The sequence below is a fragment of the Brenneria roseae subsp. roseae genome, from assembly GCF_003115845.1.
GTDB classification, from domain to species: domain Bacteria; phylum Pseudomonadota; class Gammaproteobacteria; order Enterobacterales; family Enterobacteriaceae; genus Brenneria; species Brenneria roseae.
The window spans coordinates 235741-258243 of the sequence record NZ_KZ819025.1; the positions used below are offsets into that span (position 1 = coordinate 235741).

The window sequence follows — 22503 nt, forward strand, 5'->3', positions numbered from 1 at the left end:
TCCTTTCTTTCGCAAGTGTGTCAATTCACTGGCAGATGAAGTGCTGGAAGTGGTGTGTGGGTCAGCATTAGTATGATTAGAACGTTTTATCAGGCACAGATATGATGACAGCGCAGCGTCCCGAATTGATTAAAAACAGTATCAAAAGCATTCCCGACTACCCAAAACCGGGGATTCTGTTCCGCGATGTAACGAGTCTGCTGGAAGATCCTGCCGCTTATGCCGCCAGCATCGAAATGTTGACCCATCGTTACCTCGATGCCGGTATTACCAAAGTCGTGGGAACAGAAGCGCGTGGTTTCCTGTTTGGCGCGCCAGTTGCTCTGGCACTGGGCGTTGGTTTCGTTCCTGTTCGCAAGCCAGGCAAGCTGCCGCGTCCCACCATCAGCGAGAGCTATGAACTGGAATATGGTTCCGACAGTCTGGAAATCCACTCGGATGCAATCAATGCCGCGGATAACGTACTGGTTATTGACGATCTGCTGGCAACCGGCGGGACGATTGAAGCGACGGTAAAACTGATTCGCCGTTTGGGTGGTCACGTCACCGACGCCGCTTTTGTCATCAACCTGTTCGATTTGGGTGGAGCACAACGTCTGGAAGCGATGGGCGTGCACTGCTATAGCCTGGTTGACTTCCCCGGACATTAATCATAACAGCCTCGCCGATAACGGCGAGGCTGTGTTAGCATGACCTCCTCAATAACTCAACTGTTGCGGTATTGATGAGCTATCAGGTTCTTGCCCGTAAGTGGCGTCCCCAAACCTTTGCCAATGTCGTTGGTCAAGAGCATGTACTGACCGCGTTGGCCAATGGCCTTTCTTTAGGCAGAATTCATCATGCCTATCTGTTTTCCGGTACGCGCGGCGTAGGGAAGACCACCATCGCGCGTTTGCTGGCAAAAGGGCTGAATTGTGAGCAGGGCGTAACCGCGACCCCTTGTGGACAATGTGAGAACTGCCGTGAGATCGAGCAAGGTCGTTTTGTCGATTTAATCGAGATCGATGCGGCTTCCCGCACCAAGGTCGAAGACACCCGCGAACTACTGGATAACGTGCAGTATGCGCCGGCGCGCGGCCGCTTCAAGGTCTACCTGATCGATGAAGTTCATATGCTATCGCGGCACAGTTTCAATGCGTTGCTGAAAACGCTGGAAGAACCGCCGCCGCACGTCAAATTCCTGCTGGCGACCACCGATCCGCAAAAGCTGCCGGTGACAATTTTGTCACGCTGCCTGCAATTCCATCTGAAAGCGCTGGATGTTGAACAGATTCGGGCGCATCTGGAGCAGGTGTTGCAGGCTGAACAACTGGTCAGCGAACCCCGGGCGTTACAATTGCTGGCGCGTGCCGCCGATGGCAGCCTGCGCGATGCGCTGAGCCTGACCGATCAGGCGATCGCCATGGGACAAGGTCAGGTGACGACCGAATCCGTTAGTCGGATGCTGGGAACGCTGGATGATGAGCAGCCGCTGGCGATTATCGAAGCGCTGGTGAAAGCCGATAGCGCGCACGTGATGTCCCTGCTCGATCAGGCGGCAGCGCGAGGCGTCGACTGGGAGGCGCTGCTGGTGGAAACCCTGACGTTACTGCATCGTATCGCCATGGTTCAATTGCTGCCGACGGCATTGAGTCACGATTATGCGTCGGTTGAAGCCCGCCTGCGGGATTTGGCCCGGGCGCTACCGCCTGCGGATGTGCAGCTTTACTACCAGATACTGCTGATAGGGCGCAAAGAATTGCCTTATGCGCCGGATCGCCGCATGGGCGTGGAAATGACGCTGCTGCGGGCGTTGGCATTTCACCCGCAACAGATAATCGAAGCGCCTGCGTCGGCGCCACCGGCAAATACCGGGCCGTCTCCCTCAACGCCGTCGGCGGCAACAGCCAATACCGCTGCGCCGCAAGGCAGTGCGCCGCAGGATAATGCGTTCGCGCCATCTTATCCGACGGACATGCCCGTGCCGCCTGCCGATTATGCTTCCGGCGCCTCCGCAGACGCCGAGTATGCGGCATCTGCGCCTCCCCCGGATACGGTTGATAGCGATCTTTCTGATACCACATCGCAACTGCTACAGGCGCGTAGCCGGCTGTTGCGCAAGCAGGGGACAACCCCGCCAAAAAAGGCTGAACCGGCAGCGTCTGATAAAACGCGGCCGGCAACCTCGGCGCTTGAGCGTTTAGCCTCGGTGACCGAGCGCAGCATGCAGCGGAAAAACGAAAAGGATTCGGCTGCGGTTTCCTCCAAAAAACCGGAAGCTTATCGCTGGCGTGCGCAAAACAAGGCTGAGGAGATAAAAGCGGATGTCACCACGCCGAAAGCGTTGCGTTCCGCGTTGGAGCATGAAAAAACGCCTGAACTGGCGGCGCGGTTGGCGGAGGAGTCGCTGGAGCGTGATGAATGGGCGGCGGAAATTAATCGCCTGTCGTTACCAAAACTGGTACAACAGCTGGCGTTAAATGCCTTCAGAGAGATCCCCGAGGCAGGTAAAATACATCTGCATCTGCGTTCTTCCCAGCGTCACCTGAATTCACCGGCGGCGCAGGAAACGCTGACGGAAGCGCTGACGGCGCACTACGGTCATCCGATAACGCTGTCGGTGACCGAAGATGATAATCCGGCGGTGCTGACGCCGCTGGAATGGCGTCAGGCGATTTATGAAGAAAAGCTGGCGCAGGCACGCCGGTCGATTCTGGCTGATAATACGATTCAAACGCTGCGGCGTTTCTTTGATGCGGAACTGGACGAAGAGAGTATCCGCCCTGTTTAACCGCTGCGAGTTTGCAGCCCGAAGTGATAGAGAGAAAACTATGTTTGGTAAAGGTGGAATTGGCAATCTGATGAAGCAAGCCCAGCAGATGCAGGAAAAAATGCAGCAGATGCAGGAAGAGATTGCAAATCTGGAAGTCACGGGTGAATCGGGTGCCGGTCTGGTGAAGATTACGATCAATGGGGCGCACAATTGCCGCCGTGTTGAGATCGATCCCAGCCTGATGGAAGACGATAAAGAAATGCTGGAAGATCTGATTGCGGCGGCGTTCAACGATGCCGCGCGTCGTATTGACGAAACGCAGAAAGAAAAAATGGCTTCTGTTTCCAGCGGCATGCAGTTGCCGCCAGGCTTTAAGATGCCGTTCTGATGCAAACCAGTCCGCTTCTTGAAGCACTGATGGAGGCGTTGCGCTGTTTGCCGGGGGTCGGGCCGAAATCGGCGCAGCGCATGGCTTTTCATCTGTTGCAGCGTAACCGCAGCGGAGGGATGCGTCTGGCGCAGGCGCTGACTCGCGCCATGTCTGAAGTTGGTCACTGTGCCGACTGCCGCACCTTCACCGAACAGGATGTGTGCACCATCTGTTCCAACCCGCGCCGTCAGCAAAATGGTCAGATCTGCGTGGTGGAAAGCCCGGCGGATATTCATGCCATCGAACAGACCGGGCAGTTTGCCGGACGTTACTTTGTGCTGATGGGACATTTATCGCCGCTCGATGGGATCGGCCCGGATGATATTGGTCTGGGGCGTCTGGAAGAGCGTCTGCAAAGCGAATCGATCGGCGAAGTCATTCTGGCCACCAACCCGACGGTGGAAGGTGACGCGACGGCTAACTACATTGCCGAACTGTGCGCGCAATATGGCGTGATGGCCAGCCGGATTGCCCATGGCGTTCCTGTCGGGGGAGAGTTGGAAATGGTGGATGGCACCACGCTTTCCCACTCGCTTGCCGGTCGTCAACCTTTCAAGTTTTAATCTCAACCGGCTGTCAGAGTGCTGCCTGACCGCCGGGTTACCCTTTCATTTATCCGATCTTTTTGCCTGGCCTCGCCCTTGAAATTATCGTGTCTTATCCCCACTTCATGCTCATCGTCAGTTTAATCAGCCTGAATAATATTAGGATTGAGGTAAGCAACAATGAGTATGAAAGGCCAAGAAACCCGTGGATTCCAGTCCGAAGTAAAGCAACTGCTGCATTTGATGATCCATTCACTGTATTCCAATAAAGAAATCTTCCTGCGTGAATTGATCTCCAATGCCTCCGATGCGGCAGATAAATTACGTTTCCGGGCATTGTCTGCCCCTGAACTGTATGCCGGCGACGGTGACCTGCGCGTGCGAGTTTCGACCGACAAAGAAAAACGTACTCTGACGATTTCTGATAACGGTATTGGTATGAGCCGTGAGGAAGTGATTGATAATCTGGGAACGATCGCTAAATCCGGCACAAAAGCGTTTTTGGAGTCGATAGGGTCCGATCAGATTAAAGACAGCCAACTGATTGGTCAGTTTGGCGTTGGGTTTTATTCAGCCTTTATCGTAGCGGATAAGGTTACGGTGCGCACTCGTGCGGCCGGCGCGGCTGCCGATCAGGCGGTGTTCTGGGAATCGGCGGGCGAGGGGGACTACACCATCGCCGATATCACCAAAGACGATCGCGGCACTGAAATTACGCTGCATCTGCGGGAAGGGGAAGATGAATTTCTGGATGACTGGCGCGTGCGCTCCATCATCAGCAAATACTCCGATCACATTGCGCTGCCGGTGGAGATTGAATCCCGAACGGAAAGTGAAGAAGAGGGCGGTGAATCAACCGTAAGCTGGGAGAAGATCAACAAGGCACAGGCCCTGTGGACGCGCAGCAAATCTGAAATCAGTGATGACGAATATAACGAGTTCTACAAGCACATCGCCCATGATTTTACCGACCCGCTGAGCTGGAGCCACAACCGTGTGGAAGGCAAGCAGGAGTACACCAGCCTGCTGTATATCCCTGCCCGTGCGCCGTGGGACATGTGGAACCGCGACCATAAGCACGGTCTGAAACTGTATGTGCAGCGCGTATTTATTATGGATGATGCCGAACAGTTCATGCCGAACTATCTGCGTTTCGTTCGCGGCCTGATTGATTCCAATGATTTGCCGCTCAACGTTTCCCGCGAGATTCTACAGGATAGCCGTGTCACTCAGAACCTGCGTAATGCCCTGACCAAACGCGTATTGCAGATGCTGGAAAAACTGGCGAAAGATGACGCGGAAAAATATCAAACCTTCTGGCAACAGTTCGGCCTGGTGCTGAAAGAAGGCCCGGCTGAAGACAGCGGCAACCGCGAAGCGATCGCTAAACTGCTGCGCTTCGCCACAACGCAGTCCGACAGCTCAGCACAGACCGTATCGCTGGAAGAGTATGTTGGCCGGATGGTTGAAGGTCAGGATAAAATTTATTACATCACGGCTGACAGCTATGCCGCCGCGAAGAGCAGCCCGCATCTGGAACTGTTCCGCAAGAAAGGCATTGAAGTGCTGCTGCTGTCCGATCGTATCGACGAATGGATGATGAGCTACCTGACTGAGTTCGATGGCAAGTCATTCCAGTCTGTCAGCAAGGCGGATGACGCGCTGGATAAGCTGGCGGATGAAGAAAACGATGCGCAGAAAGAAGCGGAAAAAGCGCTGGAGCCTTTTGTCGATCGCGTGAAAACCCTGTTGGGTGAGCGGGTGAAAGACGTTCGTTTGACGCACCGCCTGACGGATACGCCCGCGATTGTGGTCACTGACGCCAATGAAATGAGTACGCAGATGGCGAAACTGTTTGCCGCTGCCGGACAACAGGCGCCGGAAGTGAAGTATATTTTTGAACTGAACCCGGAACATGCGCTGGTTAAGCGTGCTGCCGATGTCAGTGATGAAGCCGGATTTGCCGAATGGGTAGAGCTGCTGCTCGATCAGGCTTTACTGGCAGAGCGCGGTACGCTGGACGATCCTAACCAGTTTATCCGTCGCATGAACCAGTTGTTGACGGCCTGATATCGTCTCTCAGACCCCGGTTCTCCGGGGTCGTTAAACGCCGCTGGCGGCGTTTTTTCATTATTTATCGGTTATGACGCCATGCCCATTCGCGTGGCAGCCCGATCGGATTTTCTCTGGTTTCCACCTCGCCGAATATTCTTTTATTCGTCTACACTCACAGTCATGACCGCCCGTCCATAAGGTTTGGCGGCTTTTTCACCGACTGATGATATGCTGAAGCGAGCCCGTTCCTTGAGGATAAGCGCCTGGAATGGTATGGTTTAGCGTTTTTCAAATTTATTTTATAAAAACTACATAGCAAGGGGATTTACGCAATGCGTATTATTCTGCTGGGCGCTCCAGGCGCAGGCAAAGGTACTCAGGCTCAATTCATCATGGAAAAATACGGGATCCCGCAGATTTCCACTGGTGATATGCTACGTGCCGCGGTAAAAGCGGGTACTGCACTGGGTAAGCAGGCTAAAGAAATCATGGACGCTGGTAAGCTGGTGACGGATGAATTGGTCATTGCCCTGGTTAAAGAACGTATCGCCCAGGATGATTGTCATAACGGTTTTCTGCTGGATGGTTTCCCGCGGACTATTCCGCAGGCTGATGCCATGAAAGAAGCGGGCATCAATGTGGATTATGTGATTGAATTTGCTGTTCCTGATGAACTGATCGTCGATCGTATTGTGGGACGCCGCGTTCATGCCGCGTCCGGCCGGGTTTATCATGTGAAATTTAATCCGCCTAAAGTTGAAGGCAAGGATGACGTTACGGGCGAAGAACTGACGACGCGTAAAGACGATCAGGAAGAAACCGTACGTAAACGTCTGGTGGAATATCACCAGCAAACCGCGCCGCTGGTGGCTTACTACCAGAAAGAAGCTGATGCGGGCAACACCCGTTACTTCAAAGTGGAAGGTACGCGCAAAGTCGCAGAAGTTCGCGCCGAACTGGAAACGATCCTGGGCTGATTTCCCCAGCGCCCGGAACATAGGGTCAATGCTTCTGATGCCAGACAACCGTCTGGCATTTTTTATGGCGGGCTGTCACTACTACATGACGTTGAAAAACGCAGGCGCGTTTTTATGTCGGCGTCGGACACGGTTACTTTCTTCTATTGATGACATCGGTTTTAACCATGCTATCTATCCGTATTGGTTTGGTTTTTTTCGCTACAATAAAGACTTCGATAGGTAGGCATAGCGGGTTGGCTGGATAGATAAGCGGCTTGTTTTAAGGGGAAGGTATGAGAGTAGAGAAACTCGGCGTTTTGATGGTGAATTTAGGGACGCCCGATGCACCGACACCGCATGCGGTGAAACGCTATCTGGCCGAGTTCCTGAGCGACAGGCGTGTCGTGGACACGCCTCGTCTGTTATGGCAGCCGCTGCTGCGTGGCGTCATACTGCCGTTCCGCTCTCCGCGAGTGGCAAAACTCTATCAGTCCGTCTGGATGGAGGGCGGCTCGCCGCTGCTGGTGATTAGTCGTCGGCAACAGCAGGCGCTGGCGTCACGCCTGCCTGATATTCCTGTCGAGTTGGGGATGAGCTATGGCTCTCCCAGCCTGCATTCTGCGCTGGATAAACTGTTATTGCAGGGCGTCACGCAACTGGTGGTTATACCGATGTATCCCCAGTATTCCTGTTCGACCACGGCCTCTGTCTGGGATGGACTGGCGACACAGCTACGCCGCTATCGTCAATTGCCCGCCATTCGCTTTATTCGTGATTACGCGGAACACCCTGCTTATATTGCCGCATTAAAATATCGGGTTGAACAGGCCTTTGCCGAGCATGGTGAGCCAGATCGACTGGTGCTCTCTTTTCATGGTATCCCGCAGCGTTACGCTAACGAAGGCGATGACTATCCGCAGCGTTGTCATGCAACCGCCGACGCATTGATTACCGCATTGGGATTGCCGCAGGAAAAGGTGATGATGACCTTCCAGTCGCGTTTCGGGCGCGAGCCCTGGCTGACGCCTTATACGGATGAAACGATGCAGGCGCTGCCTGCGCAGGGTGTTAAACGTATTCAGATTATGTGTCCGGGATTTGCCGCAGACTGTCTGGAAACGCTGGAAGAGATTCAGGAGCAGAACCGCGAGATCTTTTTGCACGCGGGCGGCGAAGCATTTAACTACATTCCCGCGCTGAATGACGATCCGTTGCATATCGATATGCTTGAGCAATTAGTCACAAAAGCAGATTAAGCCAACGTGCGATAACAGCAGAAAATCAAGGCGAGGATATCCCCGCCTTGTTGCTATGGGAGGCGATTGTCGGAGCAATCGTCCTTACCAGAAATCAGATAGGACATTCCCGCGGAGTTGCCGGCTCTTGGTCCAGATTCAGCAATGTGATCATGCTATTGGCTATTTCACGTTCGCCCATCACAACCTCATTGGCGCCATGTTCCGTGATATAGCTGACCTCGTCGTCATAATGCGCGCGAGCAATGATCTCCAGATCGGCGCGTTTTTCCCGTGCGGCGGCCACAATTTCCCCGGCTTCATAGCCGTTGGGAATAGTGAGTAACAGCCAACGCGCGCAGTCCAGACGGGCGATTTCCATGATTTCGGGTTTGGTGGCGTTACCGAGGACGGCCTTAATGCCTTGCTCACGCAGGGCATCGACACGCGAGCGGGAGTTTTCAACCACGACGACCGGAATGCCGACCTGATGCAGCTTAGCGCCAATCAGGCTGCCTACGCGTCCATAGCCGACCAGCAGCGCATGGTTGCATAAATCGACGGGAATCTGTTTCTCTTCCTCAATCGCTTCTTCCACGATCTGCTCTTCAATGGTTTCATTTTTCGCCAGATAGCGTTCAAGCATTGCAAAGATCAAGGGGTTGATCATGATAGAGAGAATTGCCCCGGCCAGCACCAGGCTACGGCCTTCCTCTGACAGCAGACCCAGCGCGATACCGAGACCGGCAAGAATAAAGGCAAATTCGCCGATTTGCGCCAGGCTGGCAGAAATAGTCAACGCGGTGCGCTTGGAGTGACCAAACAACCGCACCAGAATAAATGCGGCGGCCGACTTGCCGAATACAATGATCGCCAGCGTAATCAAGACGGCAATCGGATCATTGATGAGAATCATCGGGTCGAACAGCATGCCGACGGAAACAAAGAACAGCACCGCGAAGGCATCACGCAGAGGTAATGTATCGTGTGCCGCCCGCTGACTGAGTTCCGATTCATTCAGCACCACGCCAGCGAAGAATGCGCCCAGAGCAAAAGAAACATCAAACAGTTTAACCGCGCCGAAGGCGATGCCCAGTGCCATGGCAAGCACTGCCAGCGTAAACAGTTCGCGGGAGCCGGTACTGGCGCTTTTCGCCAGTACCCAGGGAACCAGACGGCGTCCGACAACAATCATCAGGGTAATAAAGGCAATGACTTTACCGATGGTCCAGGCCAGATCGCGTAGCAGTTTGCCGGTATCCGCATGTTCCGCACCAATCATGTCGCCAAATGCCGGCAGGAGAACCAGCGTTAGCACCATGGCCAGATCTTCAACAATCAGCCAACCGATGGCGATTTGGCCGCGTTGGCTGTCAATTAGCTGTCGCTCTTCCAATGCCCGCAGCAGGACAACGGTACTGGCGGTGGAAAGGCAGAGGCCGAAAACCAGACCGCTTGCCAAACTCCAGCCCAGCATGGCCGAAAGCGCCATGCCAAGCAATGTTGCTACGGCGATCTGCGCTATGGCCCCGGGAATCGCGATTGATTTTACCGCCATCAGATCTTTCAGGGAGAAGTGTAAACCGACACCAAACATCAAAAGAATAACACCCAACTCCGCCAATTCCGGCGCCAGTGAGGTGTCAGCAACAAATCCTGGCGTAAACGGCCCGACGAGTACACCGGCAACAAGATAGCCAACAAGAGGGGAGATGCGCAGGCGATTCGCCAGAATACCGAGGAGGAAGGCGAGTACCAGCCCTCCGGAAATAGTAGAAATTAGAGGTGTTGCAGCATGCATCCCGACTCCTTGTGCCATGAGGTGAAACGTGAATGAGCGGACTTCTTCTTACCCTTCTTATCTGACGTCGCAGCCAAAACATAATGAGAACGTGGTGAATGGCTTCTCACCCATTGGAATCACCCGATTGTGTAATTCGTTTGTTTTTTCTTGACGGCAAGGCCAGCAACGTCGGCAATATACAAATTCTATTGCATATGGAGAAATCTTGCTTGGGAAAAAATGGGTTTTTGTAAAAAAGGTTAGTTTACCAAGCGATTCATATTGTAACACAGATTTAAACACGGTTTCTCACGATAAGCATTGATAAACATGCGTAATTATTACCATAAAGCGCCCATCTTGGTGAGTATCCCACATGACTTTTCAGAGTATCCGATAAAACAACGTCATCGTCAGGTCGAAAACCAGAGAAAATAAGGAATAAAAGGCATGAAAATGGATTATCCCGACGAACTATCCATATTAAGAAGAATTCATGACAACACGAAGACAGCCCGACTGAGTTGACCATCGAAAGAATGGATAAGTGTGCTTGATGAAACACATCTATTATAGAATGTGTGCCGCTTCCTTAAGGGACAACGTCAGATAGGGTTCATCAGTCTGTGCTAGCCTGATTGGCGGGGTTTCTCTATCCACAGTCACTGGGTATTTAAAATAAATGGAGATTTATCATGCGTTTTTCAATAAAAACTCTGGGCTACGCGGTTGCGGTATCGCTGGCGCTGACGTCTGTAGGCGCGATGGCCTGGGAAAAAGATAAAACGTATGCCATCACAATATTGCATACAAACGATCATCACGGCCACTTCTGGCAAAATGATTATGGTGAGTATGGGTTGGCGGCACAGAAAACACTGGTTGATCAAATTCGTCAGGACGTCACCAGCAAAGGGGGGAGCGTTCTGTTGCTGTCCGGCGGTGATATCAATACCGGGGTGCCTGAATCAGATTTACAGGATGCCGAGCCGGACTTTCGCGGCATGAATATGGTTGGCTATGATGCGATGGCGCTGGGTAACCACGAGTTTGACAACCCGCTTTCGGTGCTGCGTCAGCAGGAGAAATGGGCCGATTTCCCGCTGCTTTCCGCCAATATTTATCAAAAGAGCACCAATAAACGTCTGTTCAAACCGTATGCCCTGTTTGATAAACAAGGGGTGAAAATTGCTGTTATCGGCCTGACAACCGACGATACCGCCAAACTGGGCAATCCTGAGTATTTTACGGATATCGAATTTCGTCAGCCCGCGACCGAGGCCAGACAGGTAGTCGATGAATTACGCCAGACGGAAAAACCGGATGTCATCATCGCGGCGACGCATATGGGCCATTATGACGATGGTCAGCATGGCTCTAATGCGCCGGGCGATGTGGAAATGGCGCGTAGCCTGCCCGCCGGCTATCTTGACATGATTGTCGGCGGCCATTCGCAGGACCCGCTTTGTATGGCCAGCGAAAATAAAAAACAGGTGGATTATGTGCCTGGTACGCCTTGTGCCCCGGATCGTCAAAATGGCATCTGGATTGTTCAGGCACATGAATGGGGTAAATATGTCGGTCGTGCAGATTTCACTTTCCGCAATGGCGAGTTGAAACTGGAGCACTACCAGCTTATTCCGGTCAACCTGAAGAAAAAAGTCGAGAAAGCGGACGGAAAAAGTGAACGCGTTTACTACACGCAGGAAATTGCGCAAGACCCTTCCGTACTGAACATGCTGACGCCTTTCCAGGAAAAAGGTCAGGCACAACTGGATGTGAAAGTCGGCAGCGTCAACGGAAAACTGGAGGGCGATCGCAGTCAGGTTCGTTTCCATCAGACCAATTTGGCCCGGGTGCTGTTGTCCGCCCAGCTTGAGCGTGCGAACGCCGATTTTGCCGTCATGAGCGGCGGTGGCGTGCGAGACTCCATTGAATCCGGGGATATCACGTATAAAAGTGTGCTGAAAGTGCAGCCTTTTGCCAACACGCTGGTTTATGTCGATATGAAAGGCAGCGAAGTGGAAAAGTATCTGACGGTGGTCGCCAATAAAAAGGTCGATTCCGGTGCGTATGCTCAGTTTCTTAACGTCAGTCTGATTGCCGACGGTGAAGGCGTGCAGGACATCAAGATCAAAGGGGAACCGTTGCAGGCAGACCGCGTCTACCGTATGGCTACGCTGAATTTTAACGCGCTGGGTGGGGATGGGTATCCGCGTATTGATAGTTTACCCAGCTACGTGAATACCGGGTTTATCGACGCTGAAGTCCTGAAACAGTACATTGAAACACACTCGCCGCTGGATGCCGCGGCGTATGAACCGCAAGGCGAGATTGTTTATAAATAGCCAATCGTCGTCGTTCAGAGACAGACTGCTGAAAACGCAGTCTGTCTTTACCCACTTTTCCGTTTCTGCCGCTGGCCGGAACTAAGCGGATTTTTGGCGCGGAAAAAGATTGCCACACGTCGCTGCCGTGCTTTCCGCAGTGTGTTCCTGACCCCGCAGCTGAATGTTTCACGGCGCTGATATCGATGTCGCTATCGGCGCTTTTACTGGCGGGTATTTTCCGCTAACCGCTCACCGGACAATTCTAACCGCTTAGCTCGCTATTCTGCCTCCTACTCAAATACCCGCCGTCCGCCCCCACGCGATGCCGTAATGTGCCGCCATCATTTTCTGTATCCGAACGATGCGCTAACCCGTGTTATCGCATGAGGTGTTACCAGGGTTTACCTTTCCACAGCTAACTAAATCAAACAATGACGATTTTCAATTGAAGGATGTCTTATGAAGAGCAGTACTATTCTTAAACACATCCCCTGGATGATCCTTGGGGTCATAGGGGCTGCCTGTCTTGGCGTAGTCGCACTGCGCCGCGGCGAGCATGTCAGTGCGTTATGGATTATTGTCGCTTCTGTCGCCGTCTACCTTGTGGCTTACCGATACTACAGCCTGTATATCGCGCAAAAAGTCATGCAGTTGGATCCGACCAGAGCGACGCCGGCCGTGGTCAATAACGACGGCCTTAACTACGTTCCGACCAACCGCAATGTGCTGTTTGGGCACCACTTTGCCGCTATCGCGGGCGCGGGTCCGCTGGTTGGGCCGGTACTGGCCGCGCAGGTCGGCTATCTGCCGGGCACGCTGTGGCTGCTGGGCGGCGTGGTGCTGGCGGGTGCTGTTCAGGACTTCATGGTGCTGTTCATTTCGACCCGTCGTAACGGCGCGTCGTTAGGCGAAATCGTTAAGAAAGAGCTGGGGCCGATTCCAGGCACGATTGCACTGTTTGGCTGCTTCCTTATCATGATCATTATTCTGGCCGTACTGGCATTGATTGTGGTTAAAGCGCTGGCAGAAAGTCCGTGGGGGGTGTTCACCGTGTGTTCCACGGTGCCGATCGCGCTGTTTATGGGCATCTACATGCGCTTTATCCGTCCGGGCCGCGTAGGCGAAGTTTCGGTTATCGGGATTGTGCTGCTGGTGATGGCGATCTGGTTTGGTGGCGTTGTCGCGCATGACCCGTACTGGGGTCCGGCGTTGACCTTCAAGGACACCACCATCACCTATACGCTGATTGGCTACGCCTTTGTTTCCGCGCTGCTGCCGGTATGGTTGATTCTGGCGCCGCGTGACTATCTGGCCACTTTCCTGAAAATCGGGGTTATCGTTGGTCTGGCTATCGGCATCGTGATCCTGAACCCGGATCTGAAAATGCCTGCGGTGACGCAGTTTGTGGATGGCACCGGCCCGGTATGGAAAGGTACGCTGTTCCCATTCCTGTTTATCACCATTGCCTGTGGCGCGGTATCTGGCTTCCATGCGCTGATTGCTTCCGGTACGACGCCGAAACTGCTGGCTAACGAAATGGATGCGCGTTTCATCGGCTATGGCGCCATGTTGATGGAGTCCTTCGTCGCGGTAATGGCGCTGGTTGCGGCCTCTATTATCGAACCGGGTCTGTACTTTGCGATGAACACCCCGCCTGCGGCGTTGGGTATCACCATGCCGGATCTGCACCGACTGGGCACGGCTGATGCGCCGATGATCCTGTCACAGTTGCAGGATGTTTCCGCGCACGCTGCGGCGACGGTCAGTTCCTGGGGCTTTGTCATTTCTCCTGAGCAAATCCTGCAAACGGCGAAAGACATTGGTGAACCTTCTGTTCTGAACCGTGCGGGCGGCGCCCCGACGCTGGCGGTGGGGATTGCGTACGTGTTCCATCAGATCATTCCGGGCGCCGACATGGGTTTCTGGTACCACTTCGGTATCCTGTTTGAAGCGCTGTTCATCCTGACCGCACTGGATGCGGGTACGCGTGCCGGCCGCTTTATGTTGCAGGATCTGCTGGGCAACTTTGTTCCATTCCTGAAGAAAACCGATTCGCTGGTGGCGGGTATCATCGGTACGGCTGGCTGCGTGGGTCTGTGGGGTTACCTGCTGTATCAGGGCGTTGTCGATCCGCTGGGCGGTGTGAAGAGCCTGTGGCCGCTGTTCGGTATCTCTAACCAGATGCTGGCGGCTGTGGCGCTGGTATTGGGTACGGTTATCCTGATTAAGATGAAACGTGCGCAGTACATCTGGGTGACGTTAGTACCGGCTATCTGGCTGCTGATCTGCACCACCTGGGCGCTGGGCCTGAAACTGTTCAGTGATAATCCGCAGTTGGAAGGCTTCTTCTATATGGCCAACATGTTCAAAGGCAAGATCGCCGAAGGCGGCGCCGATCTGAGCGCGCAGCAGATTGCGAATATGAACCATATTGTGACCAACAATTACACCAACGCGGGTCTGAGCATTCTGTTCCTGATCGTGGTGTACAGCATTATCGCGTACGGTATCAAAGCCGCGCTGGAAGCCCGGAAAGCACCGGGGCGCACGGATCAGGAAACGCCGTATGTGCCGGTTCCTGAAGGTGGCGTGAAAGTCTCTTCCGGTCACTAAGTATCACTATCCCGTCAGATTTTGGGAGACGGCTAGCACGGTCGGAACGCAAAAGATGACGGGTCTGTCTACCCTGTATAATGTATAACGTTATACAGGGTATTTTCATATAGCGACCGTCGTTTGCGGTGGCCCGGAGGTGATGATGTTTGGCAATCTGGGAAAAGCAGGAAAGTATTTGGGCCAGGCGGCACGTATGCTGGTTGGTATGCCGGACTACGATACCTATGTGCAGCATATGCAGACTAACCACCCTGATAAACCGATGATGACTTACGAAGAATTTTTCCGCGAGCGCCAGCAGGCGCGTTATGGCGGAGATGGCAAAGGCGGGATGCGTTGTTGTTAACAAATAAGTTGTTAACAAAATAAATTGTTAACAGATAAGCTGTTGGCAAATCGGGAGCAGTTATGACTCAACCACTCTATGTAACCATACTTACCGGCTTTCTGGGCGCGGGCAAAACCACGTTGTTACGCCATATTCTGAATGCCGATCATGGTTACAAGATTGCCGTAATTGAAAATGAATTTGGTGAAGTACCGATTGATAACGCGCTGATTGGTGAGCGGGCAAGCCAAATCACGACGCTGAGCAACGGCTGTATCTGCTGTAGCCAGGCGAATGAACTGGCGGACGCGTTGCTTGATCTGTTGGATGGCGTTGATAGCGGCAAGCTGGATTTCGATCACGTCATCATTGAATGTACCGGTATGGCCGATCCTGGTCCGGTGGCGCAGACGTTCTTCTCCCATGAGGCGCTCTGCGAGCGCTTTGTGCTGGACGGCATTATTACGCTGGTTGATGCGGTACACGCTCAGCAGCAGCTCGATCAATTTACCATTGCCCAGTCGCAGATTGGCTATGCCGATCGGATTCTGCTAACGAAAACCGATGTGGCGGGCGAAGATGAAACCTTGCTTGCGCGCCTCCAGCGTATCAATGCCCGCGCACCGATCTATCCGGTGATACATGGCGATATCGATCTGGGCGTTTTGTTCAATATCGAAGGCTTTATCCTTAATGACAAGCTGGCGGTGAAAACACCGGTGTTTCGCTTTATCGCGCCGACAGAAAACAATGTTCAGTCGATAGTCGTGTATCTGGATAAACCGGTTGAGCTGCCAGCCGTATCGGATGTGATGGAGAACCTGCTATTGCAGTTTTCCGATAACCTGTTGCGTTACAAAGGCATTCTGGCTATCAACGATGATGCCCGCCGCCTGCTGTTTCAGGGCGTTCAGCGTTTGTATAGCGCTGACTGGGACAGAGAATGGCGGGACGGCGAGGAAAGGCAAAGCGTGCTGGTCTTCATTGGCCAGGATCTTCCTGAACAGGAAATTCGTGACGCATTTGCTCGTCTGACGGCATAAATGAACCCCTTGTCGCCGGCCTTGTCAGGCTGGCGATGCGTTTTCTCTCTTTACATATTCTTGCCCGGCATAGCCGGTTGATCAATCGTGTTTGGCGATATCGGCGAAGGTGGCGCGTAACAGACGCGCCAAATCATCGGCGGCCAGCTCGATATCCAGCCCGCGTTTACCGCCCGAAATAAAAATCGTACTGAACTGGCGAGCTGGTTCGTCAATTACGGTTGGCAGCAGTTTTTTCTGTCCCAGCGGACTGATGCCCCCCACCAGATAACCGGTGACCCGTTGAGCAATGGCCGGATCGGCCATATCGGCTTTTTTCGCCGAGAGGGCGCGCGCCACTTTCTTTAAATCCAGCATCCCGGCAACCGGCGTCACGGCCACTGCCAGATTTTTGGCGTCGCCATTCAGTGAAACCAGCAGCGTTTTATAAACCTGTTCTTTATTTAATCCCAGTTTTTGGGCTGCTTCTTCGCCAAAGTTCGTTTCTTCACTGTCGTGGTGATAGCTATGCAGCGTAAAAGCAATCTTGTTTTTCTCTAAAAGTTTTACTGCCGGTGTCATGATTCAAATATCCTTACGGGCGACGTTTCGCTCAATTTGCCTGTAACAATGTCGGTAGGTTGTCATCACCATATAAATGCAGCGCGCCCACGGCAACTACATAGTTACCGGAAGGCAGCGCCTGAAGTTGTTTCTGCCAGCGACGGTTGCGCTGATTCATCAACAAATCGGTCATTTCATTGCTGAAGGTGGCCGGCATCTCCGGTGGGAGCTTGCCGGGCTTACGCTCCAGCCACCAGCCAACCATCGTTTGCAGCAGACGGGCGTTGGTGTGCCAGTGCCGGATTGTATCTTCCAGCAACAGCAGCCCGCCTTGTGGTAACTGCTGTAGCAGCGCGATCTGGGTATCCTGTCCCTCGAGTTCGATGATGGGCAAGCCTTGAGATTTTGCCGCTGTAATCAGTTGATAATCAATGCCGTAATCGGGTCTGAGCCCCAGTCTCTGGGCCTGATGCGCCTGTAACATCAGGGCGGCCTGCCAGGCTGGCAAATGGTCGATGGTGCTTTCACCGATCGGCAGCGATTCGCAGATTTGCTGTAATTGATGATAGTCGGCCGGATTCAGCCGCTGTGAAAGTGGAACGTCGATTTCCGACGGTTCAAAAGGAGAACCGGTATCTGAGATGTCTGCTTCGACAATCAGGGCGGTGGCATGCTGTAGCTGTTGCAGCAGTTCGCCGGGTAATGGCGACATATCCAGACTGCCCATATGAATACTGCCAACCAGGTGAAACTGGCGTTCGTTCGCGAGTTGAATATCGATCGCGGGATAGGCATAAGTCAGGGGCGAGATAAACCCAAGGAACGTCGCTATCCTGCGCAGTTGCTGCCACATAAATTTCTGTCTCCGGACGTGAAGAATCCTATGCTAAACGCTAATGCAATCAAGTTGTACTGGTTATCGGATGAAAAATGCGGATGCGGGTAAATCGGGTGGCAAATCAGGGCAGGGGGTAGTGACGTCTGGCAGCATACGCCGTACTCAGGTCGTCATGCCTGCGCACAAAAACACGTTCAGTGTCGTTGTGCGCAGGACAATGTTGCTGCATATGGCTTTCTGCCGGTAAAGCCGATCACGACTTCGGTTTGAAGCGCAATAACCGGTTGGCGTTACTGACGACGGTAATGGATGACAATGCCATCGCCGCGCCGGCAACGACCGGACTCAACAGCGTACCCGTCAGCGGATAGAGCACGCCAGCGGCAATGGGAATACCGAGCGAGTTATAGATAAAGGCCCCCAGCAGGTTCTGTTTCATATTACTCAGCGTGGCTCTGGAAAGGGCCAGCGCGTCGGCAACGCCGTGCAGGCTGTGGCGCATCAGGGTAATGGCCGCGGTTTCGATAGCAATATCGCTGCCGCCTCCCATGGCGATCCCTACGTCAGCCTGCGCCAGCGCAGGCGCGTCATTAATGCCGTCGCCAATCATGGCAACGCGTTTCCCCTGTGCTTGCAGCTTTTTGATGGCGTCGGCTTTGCCGTCCGGCAGAACGCCCGCAATCACCCGATCGATTCCGGCGTCTTTGGCGATGGCATTCGCCGTCAGCGGATTATCGCCTGTCAACATGACCAGTTGGTAACCTTGCTGATGCAGACGTTGCAGCGCGGTAACGCTGTCCTGACGCAATGGATCCTGAATGGAAAATACGGCGGCGATATGACCGTTTGCCGCCAGCAGCACAGGGGTAATACCACGCCGCGCCTGTTCATTAATCCAGCTCTCTCCGGCCTCGATATCTATCTGATGCTGTTTTAGCAGCGCCGGATTGCCGAGTAGCAGCGAGTCATCTCCGATGTTGCCACTGACGCCCAGGCCGCGAAGGGTTCGGAACTGTTCAACCTCTGTGAGTGGCAATCCATCGGCCCGTTCGACCAGCGCTTTAGCCAGCGGATGGTTGGAGCCCTGCTCCAGCGCTGCCGCCCAGATCAGCGCCTGTTGTTCGGTTATCGACCCAAACGTATGCACATCGACGACGCGCGGCTGGCCCTCAGTGAGCGTACCGGTTTTATCAAACACCAGCACGTCCAGTTTACTGGCCTGTTGCAGGGCGTCGGCATCCCGAACCAGTACGCCCAGTTCCGCCGCACGACCAACGCCGGAAATGATCGACATCGGCGTTGCCAATCCAAGCGCGCACGGACAGGCGATGATCAGGACCGTCGTGGCAATGACCAGCGTATAGACGATTTGTGGCGGCGGCCCGGTGAAATACCAGATTGCACCGCTGATGATGGCAATCGCGACCACGACGGGCACAAACACGGCGGAAATACGATCGGCCAGTTGGCCGATAGCCGGTTTGCTGCTCTGCGCCTGCCTGACCAGGCGGATGATGCGTGACAGCGTGGTTTGATTGCCGACGGCATCCGCCCGGAATAACGCACTGCCATCGGCAACCAGCGTACCGGCATGCACCGTATCACCGTGGGCTTGCTGCTGAGGAATGGGTTCGCCGGTCAACATGGCTTCATCGATCCACAATTCCCCTTGCAGGATTTCGCCGTCAACGGGAATGCGATCGCCCGTTGTCAGTCTCAGCGTCATTCCGGCCTGCACATCGGACAGCGGGATGGTTTTCTCTCCGTCCGGCGTGACCACGCGGGCGCTTGGCGGCGTCAGATCCAACAGCCTTTCCAGCGCGCGTGAAGAACGTTGGCGGGCACGTTGTTCCAGAGCATGGCCGAGATTAATCAGACCGATAATCATGGCGCTGGCTTCATAGTAGAGATGGCGCGCCGCCATAGGAAACACGTCCGGCCACACATTAACGGTAATGGAATAGAGCCAGGCGGCGCCGGTGCCGAGTGCGACCAGCGTATCCATCGTTGCGCTGCCATTTTTCAGGCTACGCCAGGCATTACGATAGAAATGTCCTCCGGCGAAAATCATCACGGCCAGCGTCAGCAGACCGACCACCAGCCACGGCGTGCGGCTTTCCGGCGTCAGCGTCATGCTGCCGCCCAGCACGCCCCAGAGCATCAGCGGTACGCCCAGTAGCAGGCCTAATGCGGCCTGCCATTGGAAGCGGCGGATGTTTTGTTGCGCGGTTTCCTGCTGACGCGCACGGCGTTCGTCTTCATCCACAATGATTTCTGCGCCATAGCCTGCCTGTTCAACCGCCGTAATCAAGGCTTCGTGTGTGGCGTGTCCGTTGACCAGCGCGCTGCGTTCCGCCAGATTGACGCGTGCCTGCGTTACGCCTTCGACATTCAGCAAAGCATGCTGAACGCGGTTAACGCAACTGGCGCAGCTCATGCCCTGAAGCAGAAGCTGTACGCTGTCATCATTATCGCTATCCGCGGTGAGCGTTGCCGGAAGATCGTTCTGGGCCGCTGGCAGCGCTTCCGGCGCGATCGCTACCTGTGCCAGCGGCTCAGTTTTTGGGTGAGCGGTTTCCAGTACGCTGGCCTGATAGCCGGCCTGTTCGACGGCATTAACCAGGGCGACAGCGTCAGCATCGCCATAGATTTGAGCCTGTTCTTTTGACACTTCAGCCGCGATAACGCCCGGAACGGCTTCCAGAGCCTGGCGCGTGGAAGCCACGCAGTGATTGCAGCTTAACCCTGAAAGCTGTAATGAAACATCGGGCGTGGTGGCGCGATGGGCTTCATAGCCCGCCTGCCCGATACTGTGAATCAGTGCCTGCACATCAGCATTGCCGGTGATTCTGGCGTAGTGGAGCGTGACCTCGGCCTGTTCGACGTCAGGCATCGCTTCCAGCGTTTTTTTGACTCGTTGTATACAATGTCCACAGGTGAGACCCTGTAATGACAAGACGGTCGTTGGTGACATAATCTTCTTCTCCTGTGAGTTCAGCCGTGGTTAACGGTGGACTTCATCTTGTAATCTTTCAGGCTGCGGAAAAAAGACAGTGGAAAAAGATAAAACCTGTACCTCGATCGGCTGTCTGATTTCTGTGACTTGTTGAACAGGTTAAACCTTCCAGCAAGGGGAGGGTCAAGGGGGAAATGATGAATATCAGCGATGTGGCAAAAAAAACCGGCCTCACCAGTAAAACGATTCGTTTCTATGAAGAGAAAGCATTGATGACGGCACCGCTACGTTCTGAAAATGGCTATCGTAGCTATGATGCTCATCATGTCGAAGAACTGACTCTGCTGCGTCAAGCTCGCCAGGTTGGGTTTAATCTGGAGGAGTGCCGGGAACTGGTGGCGCTGTTTAACGATCCTTTGCGACACAGCGCAGACGTTAAAGCCCGCACCATGCAGAAAGTACATGAAATTGAAGTGCATATTGAAGAACTGAAAGCGATGCGCCAGCGTTTACTGCTTTTGGCGGAACAATGTCCGGGCGACAGCGGCGCAGAGTGCCCGATCATCGACAATCTCGCAGGGTGTTGTCATACGGAAGGAACGGGTCCTTCCGATCATGACGACTGAGATTAAGACTTCACTTCGCGAACGTACAAGGTTATGCCTTCAACGGCAATCACTTCAATGTGCGTACCGGCAGCCAAATCCTGTGCTGATTTTACCCGCCAGGTGCTGTCGCCGATGCGGGCCCGGCCAAAACCATTGACGACGGGCTCGCTCAGCGTCGCGCGCAGACCAACCAGCTGTTTCCCGCGTTGATTCAGCACACTCTGTGGTTGCGCAAGCGTTCGCCTGCGTAACCAGTACCACCAGAGCAGGGCGGTGATGATCGTCAGCACGGAAAAGGCGATGCCTTGCCACGGCCACGAAAATGGTACGGCCCATACCAGCAGACCGACCAGTATCGCAGAGATACCGCTCCAGAGCAGATAGCCACTGGCTCCCAGCATTTCGGCCGCCAGTAACAGGCCGCCGAGCGACAGCCAGAACCAGTGCGCATTTTCCACCACCAGTTCGATGTCCATTATTGGCCTCGGCTATCTTTACTGTCTTTGATCAATTCGGTGATACCGCCGATAGCGCCCATCAGATTGCTGGCTTCCAGCGGCATCATGATGACCTTGCTGTTATTGGATGAACCAATCTGTTGCAGGGCATCGGTATATTTCTGGGCGACAAAGTAGTTGATTGCCTGAATGTTACCGGCGGCAATCGCCTCTGATACCATTTTGGTTGCCTGCGCTTCCGCTTCCGCCGCACGTTCACGCGCTTCCGCTTCGAGGAACGCGGACTGACGCTGGCCTTCCGCTTTCAGGATCTGCGACTGTTTTTCGCCTTCAGCGCGCAAAATAGCGGCCTGACGCACCCCTTCCGCTTCAAGAATATCAGCACGTTTGTTACGTTCGGCTTTCATCTGGGCATTCATTGCCGCAATAAGTTCGGCCGGCGGGCGAACATCGCGGATTTCGATACGGGTAATTTTCACGCCCCACGGATTGGTTGCCTCATCGACAATGTGCAGCAGGCGGCTGTTAATGCTGTCACGCTGAGAAAGCATTTCATCCAGTTCCATTGAGCCCAGTACGGTACGGAAGTTGGTCATGGTCAGGTTGACGATGGCCTGTTCCAGATTACTGACTTCATAGGCCGCGCGCGCGGGATCGATAACCTGAATAAAGCAGACCGCATCGATCGCCACATTGGCGTTATCGCGCGAAATGACTTCCTGAGACGGGATATCCAGTACCTGTTCCATCATGTTGATTTTCCGGCCAATGCGATCCATGAACGGCACCACCAGATTAAGACCCGGCATCAGCGTTTTGGTGTAGCGGCCGAAGCGTTCAACGGTCCATTGGTAGCCCTGGGGCACAATTTTAATGCCTGACCAGACGAGGATCAGTGCGACAAAGATCAATACAGGAATCACGGTAAGCATTATCTAAAACCTCCCAGTTGTTTTATCAGATGTTAGTGTAACCCAAGCGTAGCCGGAATCCGTTGCGTTGTGGTTATTTTCCACCGTTTTGT

General features: G+C 53.9%; 19 protein-coding genes and 1 other annotated feature. Of the genes, 13 read left to right on the forward strand and 6 right to left on the reverse strand.

Annotated elements, in window-relative coordinates; translation table 11 throughout:
• Window positions 1–101 precede the first annotated feature (101 nt).
• From apt to hemH, 8 genes are all read left to right on the forward strand, one after another.
• Complete coding sequence (gene apt, locus DDT52_RS07190) at window positions 102–650, forward strand: adenine phosphoribosyltransferase (protein WP_136155741.1); 549 nt, start codon at window positions 102–104, stop codon at window positions 648–650.
• Between the two features lie 74 nt (window positions 651–724).
• Window positions 725–2770, forward strand: coding sequence for a DNA polymerase III subunit gamma/tau (gene dnaX / locus DDT52_RS07195; protein ID WP_136155742.1), 2046 nt, complete (start codon window positions 725–727; stop codon window positions 2768–2770).
• Window positions 2100–2164: a sequence feature (DnaX frameshifting element), on the forward strand. It overlaps the preceding gene by 65 nt.
• Before the next feature lie 40 nt (window positions 2771–2810).
• Complete coding sequence (locus DDT52_RS07200; protein ID WP_109052918.1) at window positions 2811–3140, forward strand: YbaB/EbfC family nucleoid-associated protein; 330 nt, start codon at window positions 2811–2813, stop codon at window positions 3138–3140.
• Window positions 3140–3745, forward strand: coding sequence for a recombination mediator RecR (gene recR / locus DDT52_RS07205; protein WP_109052919.1), 606 nt, complete (start codon window positions 3140–3142; stop codon window positions 3743–3745). Before DDT52_RS07200 ends, recR begins: the two co-directional genes overlap by 1 nt.
• A gap of 168 nt (window positions 3746–3913) precedes the next feature.
• Window positions 3914–5797 carry a molecular chaperone HtpG gene (gene htpG, locus DDT52_RS07210; RefSeq protein ID WP_210732691.1) on the forward strand — a complete coding sequence of 628 codons (1884 nt, stop codon included), beginning with the start codon at window positions 3914–3916 and terminating at the stop codon, window positions 5795–5797.
• Window positions 5798–6114: 317 nt separating this feature from the next.
• Window positions 6115–6759, forward strand: coding sequence for an adenylate kinase (gene adk / locus DDT52_RS07215; protein WP_136155744.1), 645 nt, complete (start codon window positions 6115–6117; stop codon window positions 6757–6759).
• A 28-nt stretch (window positions 6760–6787) separates the two neighbouring features.
• Entirely contained in the window at window positions 6788–6985 is a 198-nt protein-coding gene (locus tag DDT52_RS07220; protein WP_136155745.1) for a hypothetical protein, read from the forward strand.
• 49 nt (window positions 6986–7034) lie between these two features.
• A complete protein-coding gene (gene hemH / locus DDT52_RS07225) occupies window positions 7035–7997 on the forward strand; it encodes a ferrochelatase (RefSeq protein ID WP_136155746.1) in 963 nt (320 codons plus the stop codon).
• 94 nt (window positions 7998–8091) lie between these two features.
• Here hemH and ybaL read toward each other — a convergent pair whose 3' ends face one another.
• Window positions 8092–9777 (reverse strand): YbaL family putative K(+) efflux transporter, encoded by a 1686-nt coding sequence (gene ybaL / locus DDT52_RS07230; protein WP_136155747.1) that lies wholly within the window; start codon window positions 9775–9777, stop codon window positions 8092–8094.
• 677 nt (window positions 9778–10454) lie between these two features.
• Between ybaL and ushA the strand changes: the two genes are divergently transcribed.
• From ushA to yjiA, 4 genes are all read left to right on the forward strand, one after another.
• Window positions 10455–12107, forward strand: coding sequence for a bifunctional UDP-sugar hydrolase/5'-nucleotidase UshA (gene ushA, locus DDT52_RS07235; protein ID WP_136155748.1), 1653 nt, complete (start codon window positions 10455–10457; stop codon window positions 12105–12107).
• A gap of 441 nt (window positions 12108–12548) precedes the next feature.
• Window positions 12549–14702, forward strand: a complete 2154-nt coding sequence (locus DDT52_RS07240) for a carbon starvation CstA family protein (RefSeq protein WP_136155749.1) — start codon at window positions 12549–12551, stop codon at window positions 14700–14702.
• 145 nt (window positions 14703–14847) lie between these two features.
• Window positions 14848–15051: a YbdD/YjiX family protein gene (locus DDT52_RS07245; RefSeq protein ID WP_109052933.1), complete on the forward strand. Its 204-nt coding sequence runs from the start codon at window positions 14848–14850 to the stop codon at window positions 15049–15051.
• 62 nt (window positions 15052–15113) lie between these two features.
• On the forward strand, window positions 15114–16076 hold the full coding sequence (gene yjiA, locus DDT52_RS07250; RefSeq protein ID WP_136155750.1) for a GTPase: 963 nt from the start codon (window positions 15114–15116) through the stop codon (window positions 16074–16076).
• An 81-nt stretch (window positions 16077–16157) separates the two neighbouring features.
• On the opposite strand, the gene ybaK is transcribed toward yjiA, so the two are convergent.
• The 3 genes from ybaK to copA all read right to left on the reverse strand — a co-directional run bounded on the left by ybaK (window position 16158) and on the right by copA (window position 20431).
• Window positions 16158–16637, reverse strand: coding sequence for a Cys-tRNA(Pro)/Cys-tRNA(Cys) deacylase YbaK (gene ybaK / locus DDT52_RS07255; protein WP_136155751.1), 480 nt, complete (start codon window positions 16635–16637; stop codon window positions 16158–16160).
• 31 nt (window positions 16638–16668) lie between these two features.
• Entirely contained in the window at window positions 16669–17472 is an 804-nt protein-coding gene (locus DDT52_RS07260; RefSeq protein WP_136155752.1) for a TraB/GumN family protein, read from the reverse strand.
• 238 nt (window positions 17473–17710) lie between these two features.
• Entirely contained in the window at window positions 17711–20431 is a 2721-nt protein-coding gene (gene copA / locus DDT52_RS07265; protein WP_136155753.1) for a copper-exporting P-type ATPase CopA, read from the reverse strand.
• A gap of 179 nt (window positions 20432–20610) precedes the next feature.
• On the opposite strand from copA, the gene cueR reads away from it, so the two are divergent.
• Window positions 20611–21039, forward strand: coding sequence for a Cu(I)-responsive transcriptional regulator (gene cueR, locus DDT52_RS07270; RefSeq protein WP_136155840.1), 429 nt, complete (start codon window positions 20611–20613; stop codon window positions 21037–21039).
• A gap of 2 nt (window positions 21040–21041) precedes the next feature.
• On the opposite strand, the gene DDT52_RS07275 is transcribed toward cueR, so the two are convergent.
• The gene (locus tag DDT52_RS07275; protein WP_109052938.1) at window positions 21042–21497 is read right to left on the reverse strand and encodes an NfeD family protein; all 456 of its coding nucleotides are present in this window, start codon (window positions 21495–21497) and stop codon (window positions 21042–21044) included.
• Window positions 21497–22411 (reverse strand): SPFH domain-containing protein, encoded by a 915-nt coding sequence (locus tag DDT52_RS07280; RefSeq protein WP_109052939.1) that lies wholly within the window; start codon window positions 22409–22411, stop codon window positions 21497–21499. The genes DDT52_RS07275 and DDT52_RS07280 overlap by 1 nt, the downstream gene beginning before the upstream one ends.
• Between the last annotated feature and the right edge of the window lie 92 nt (window positions 22412–22503).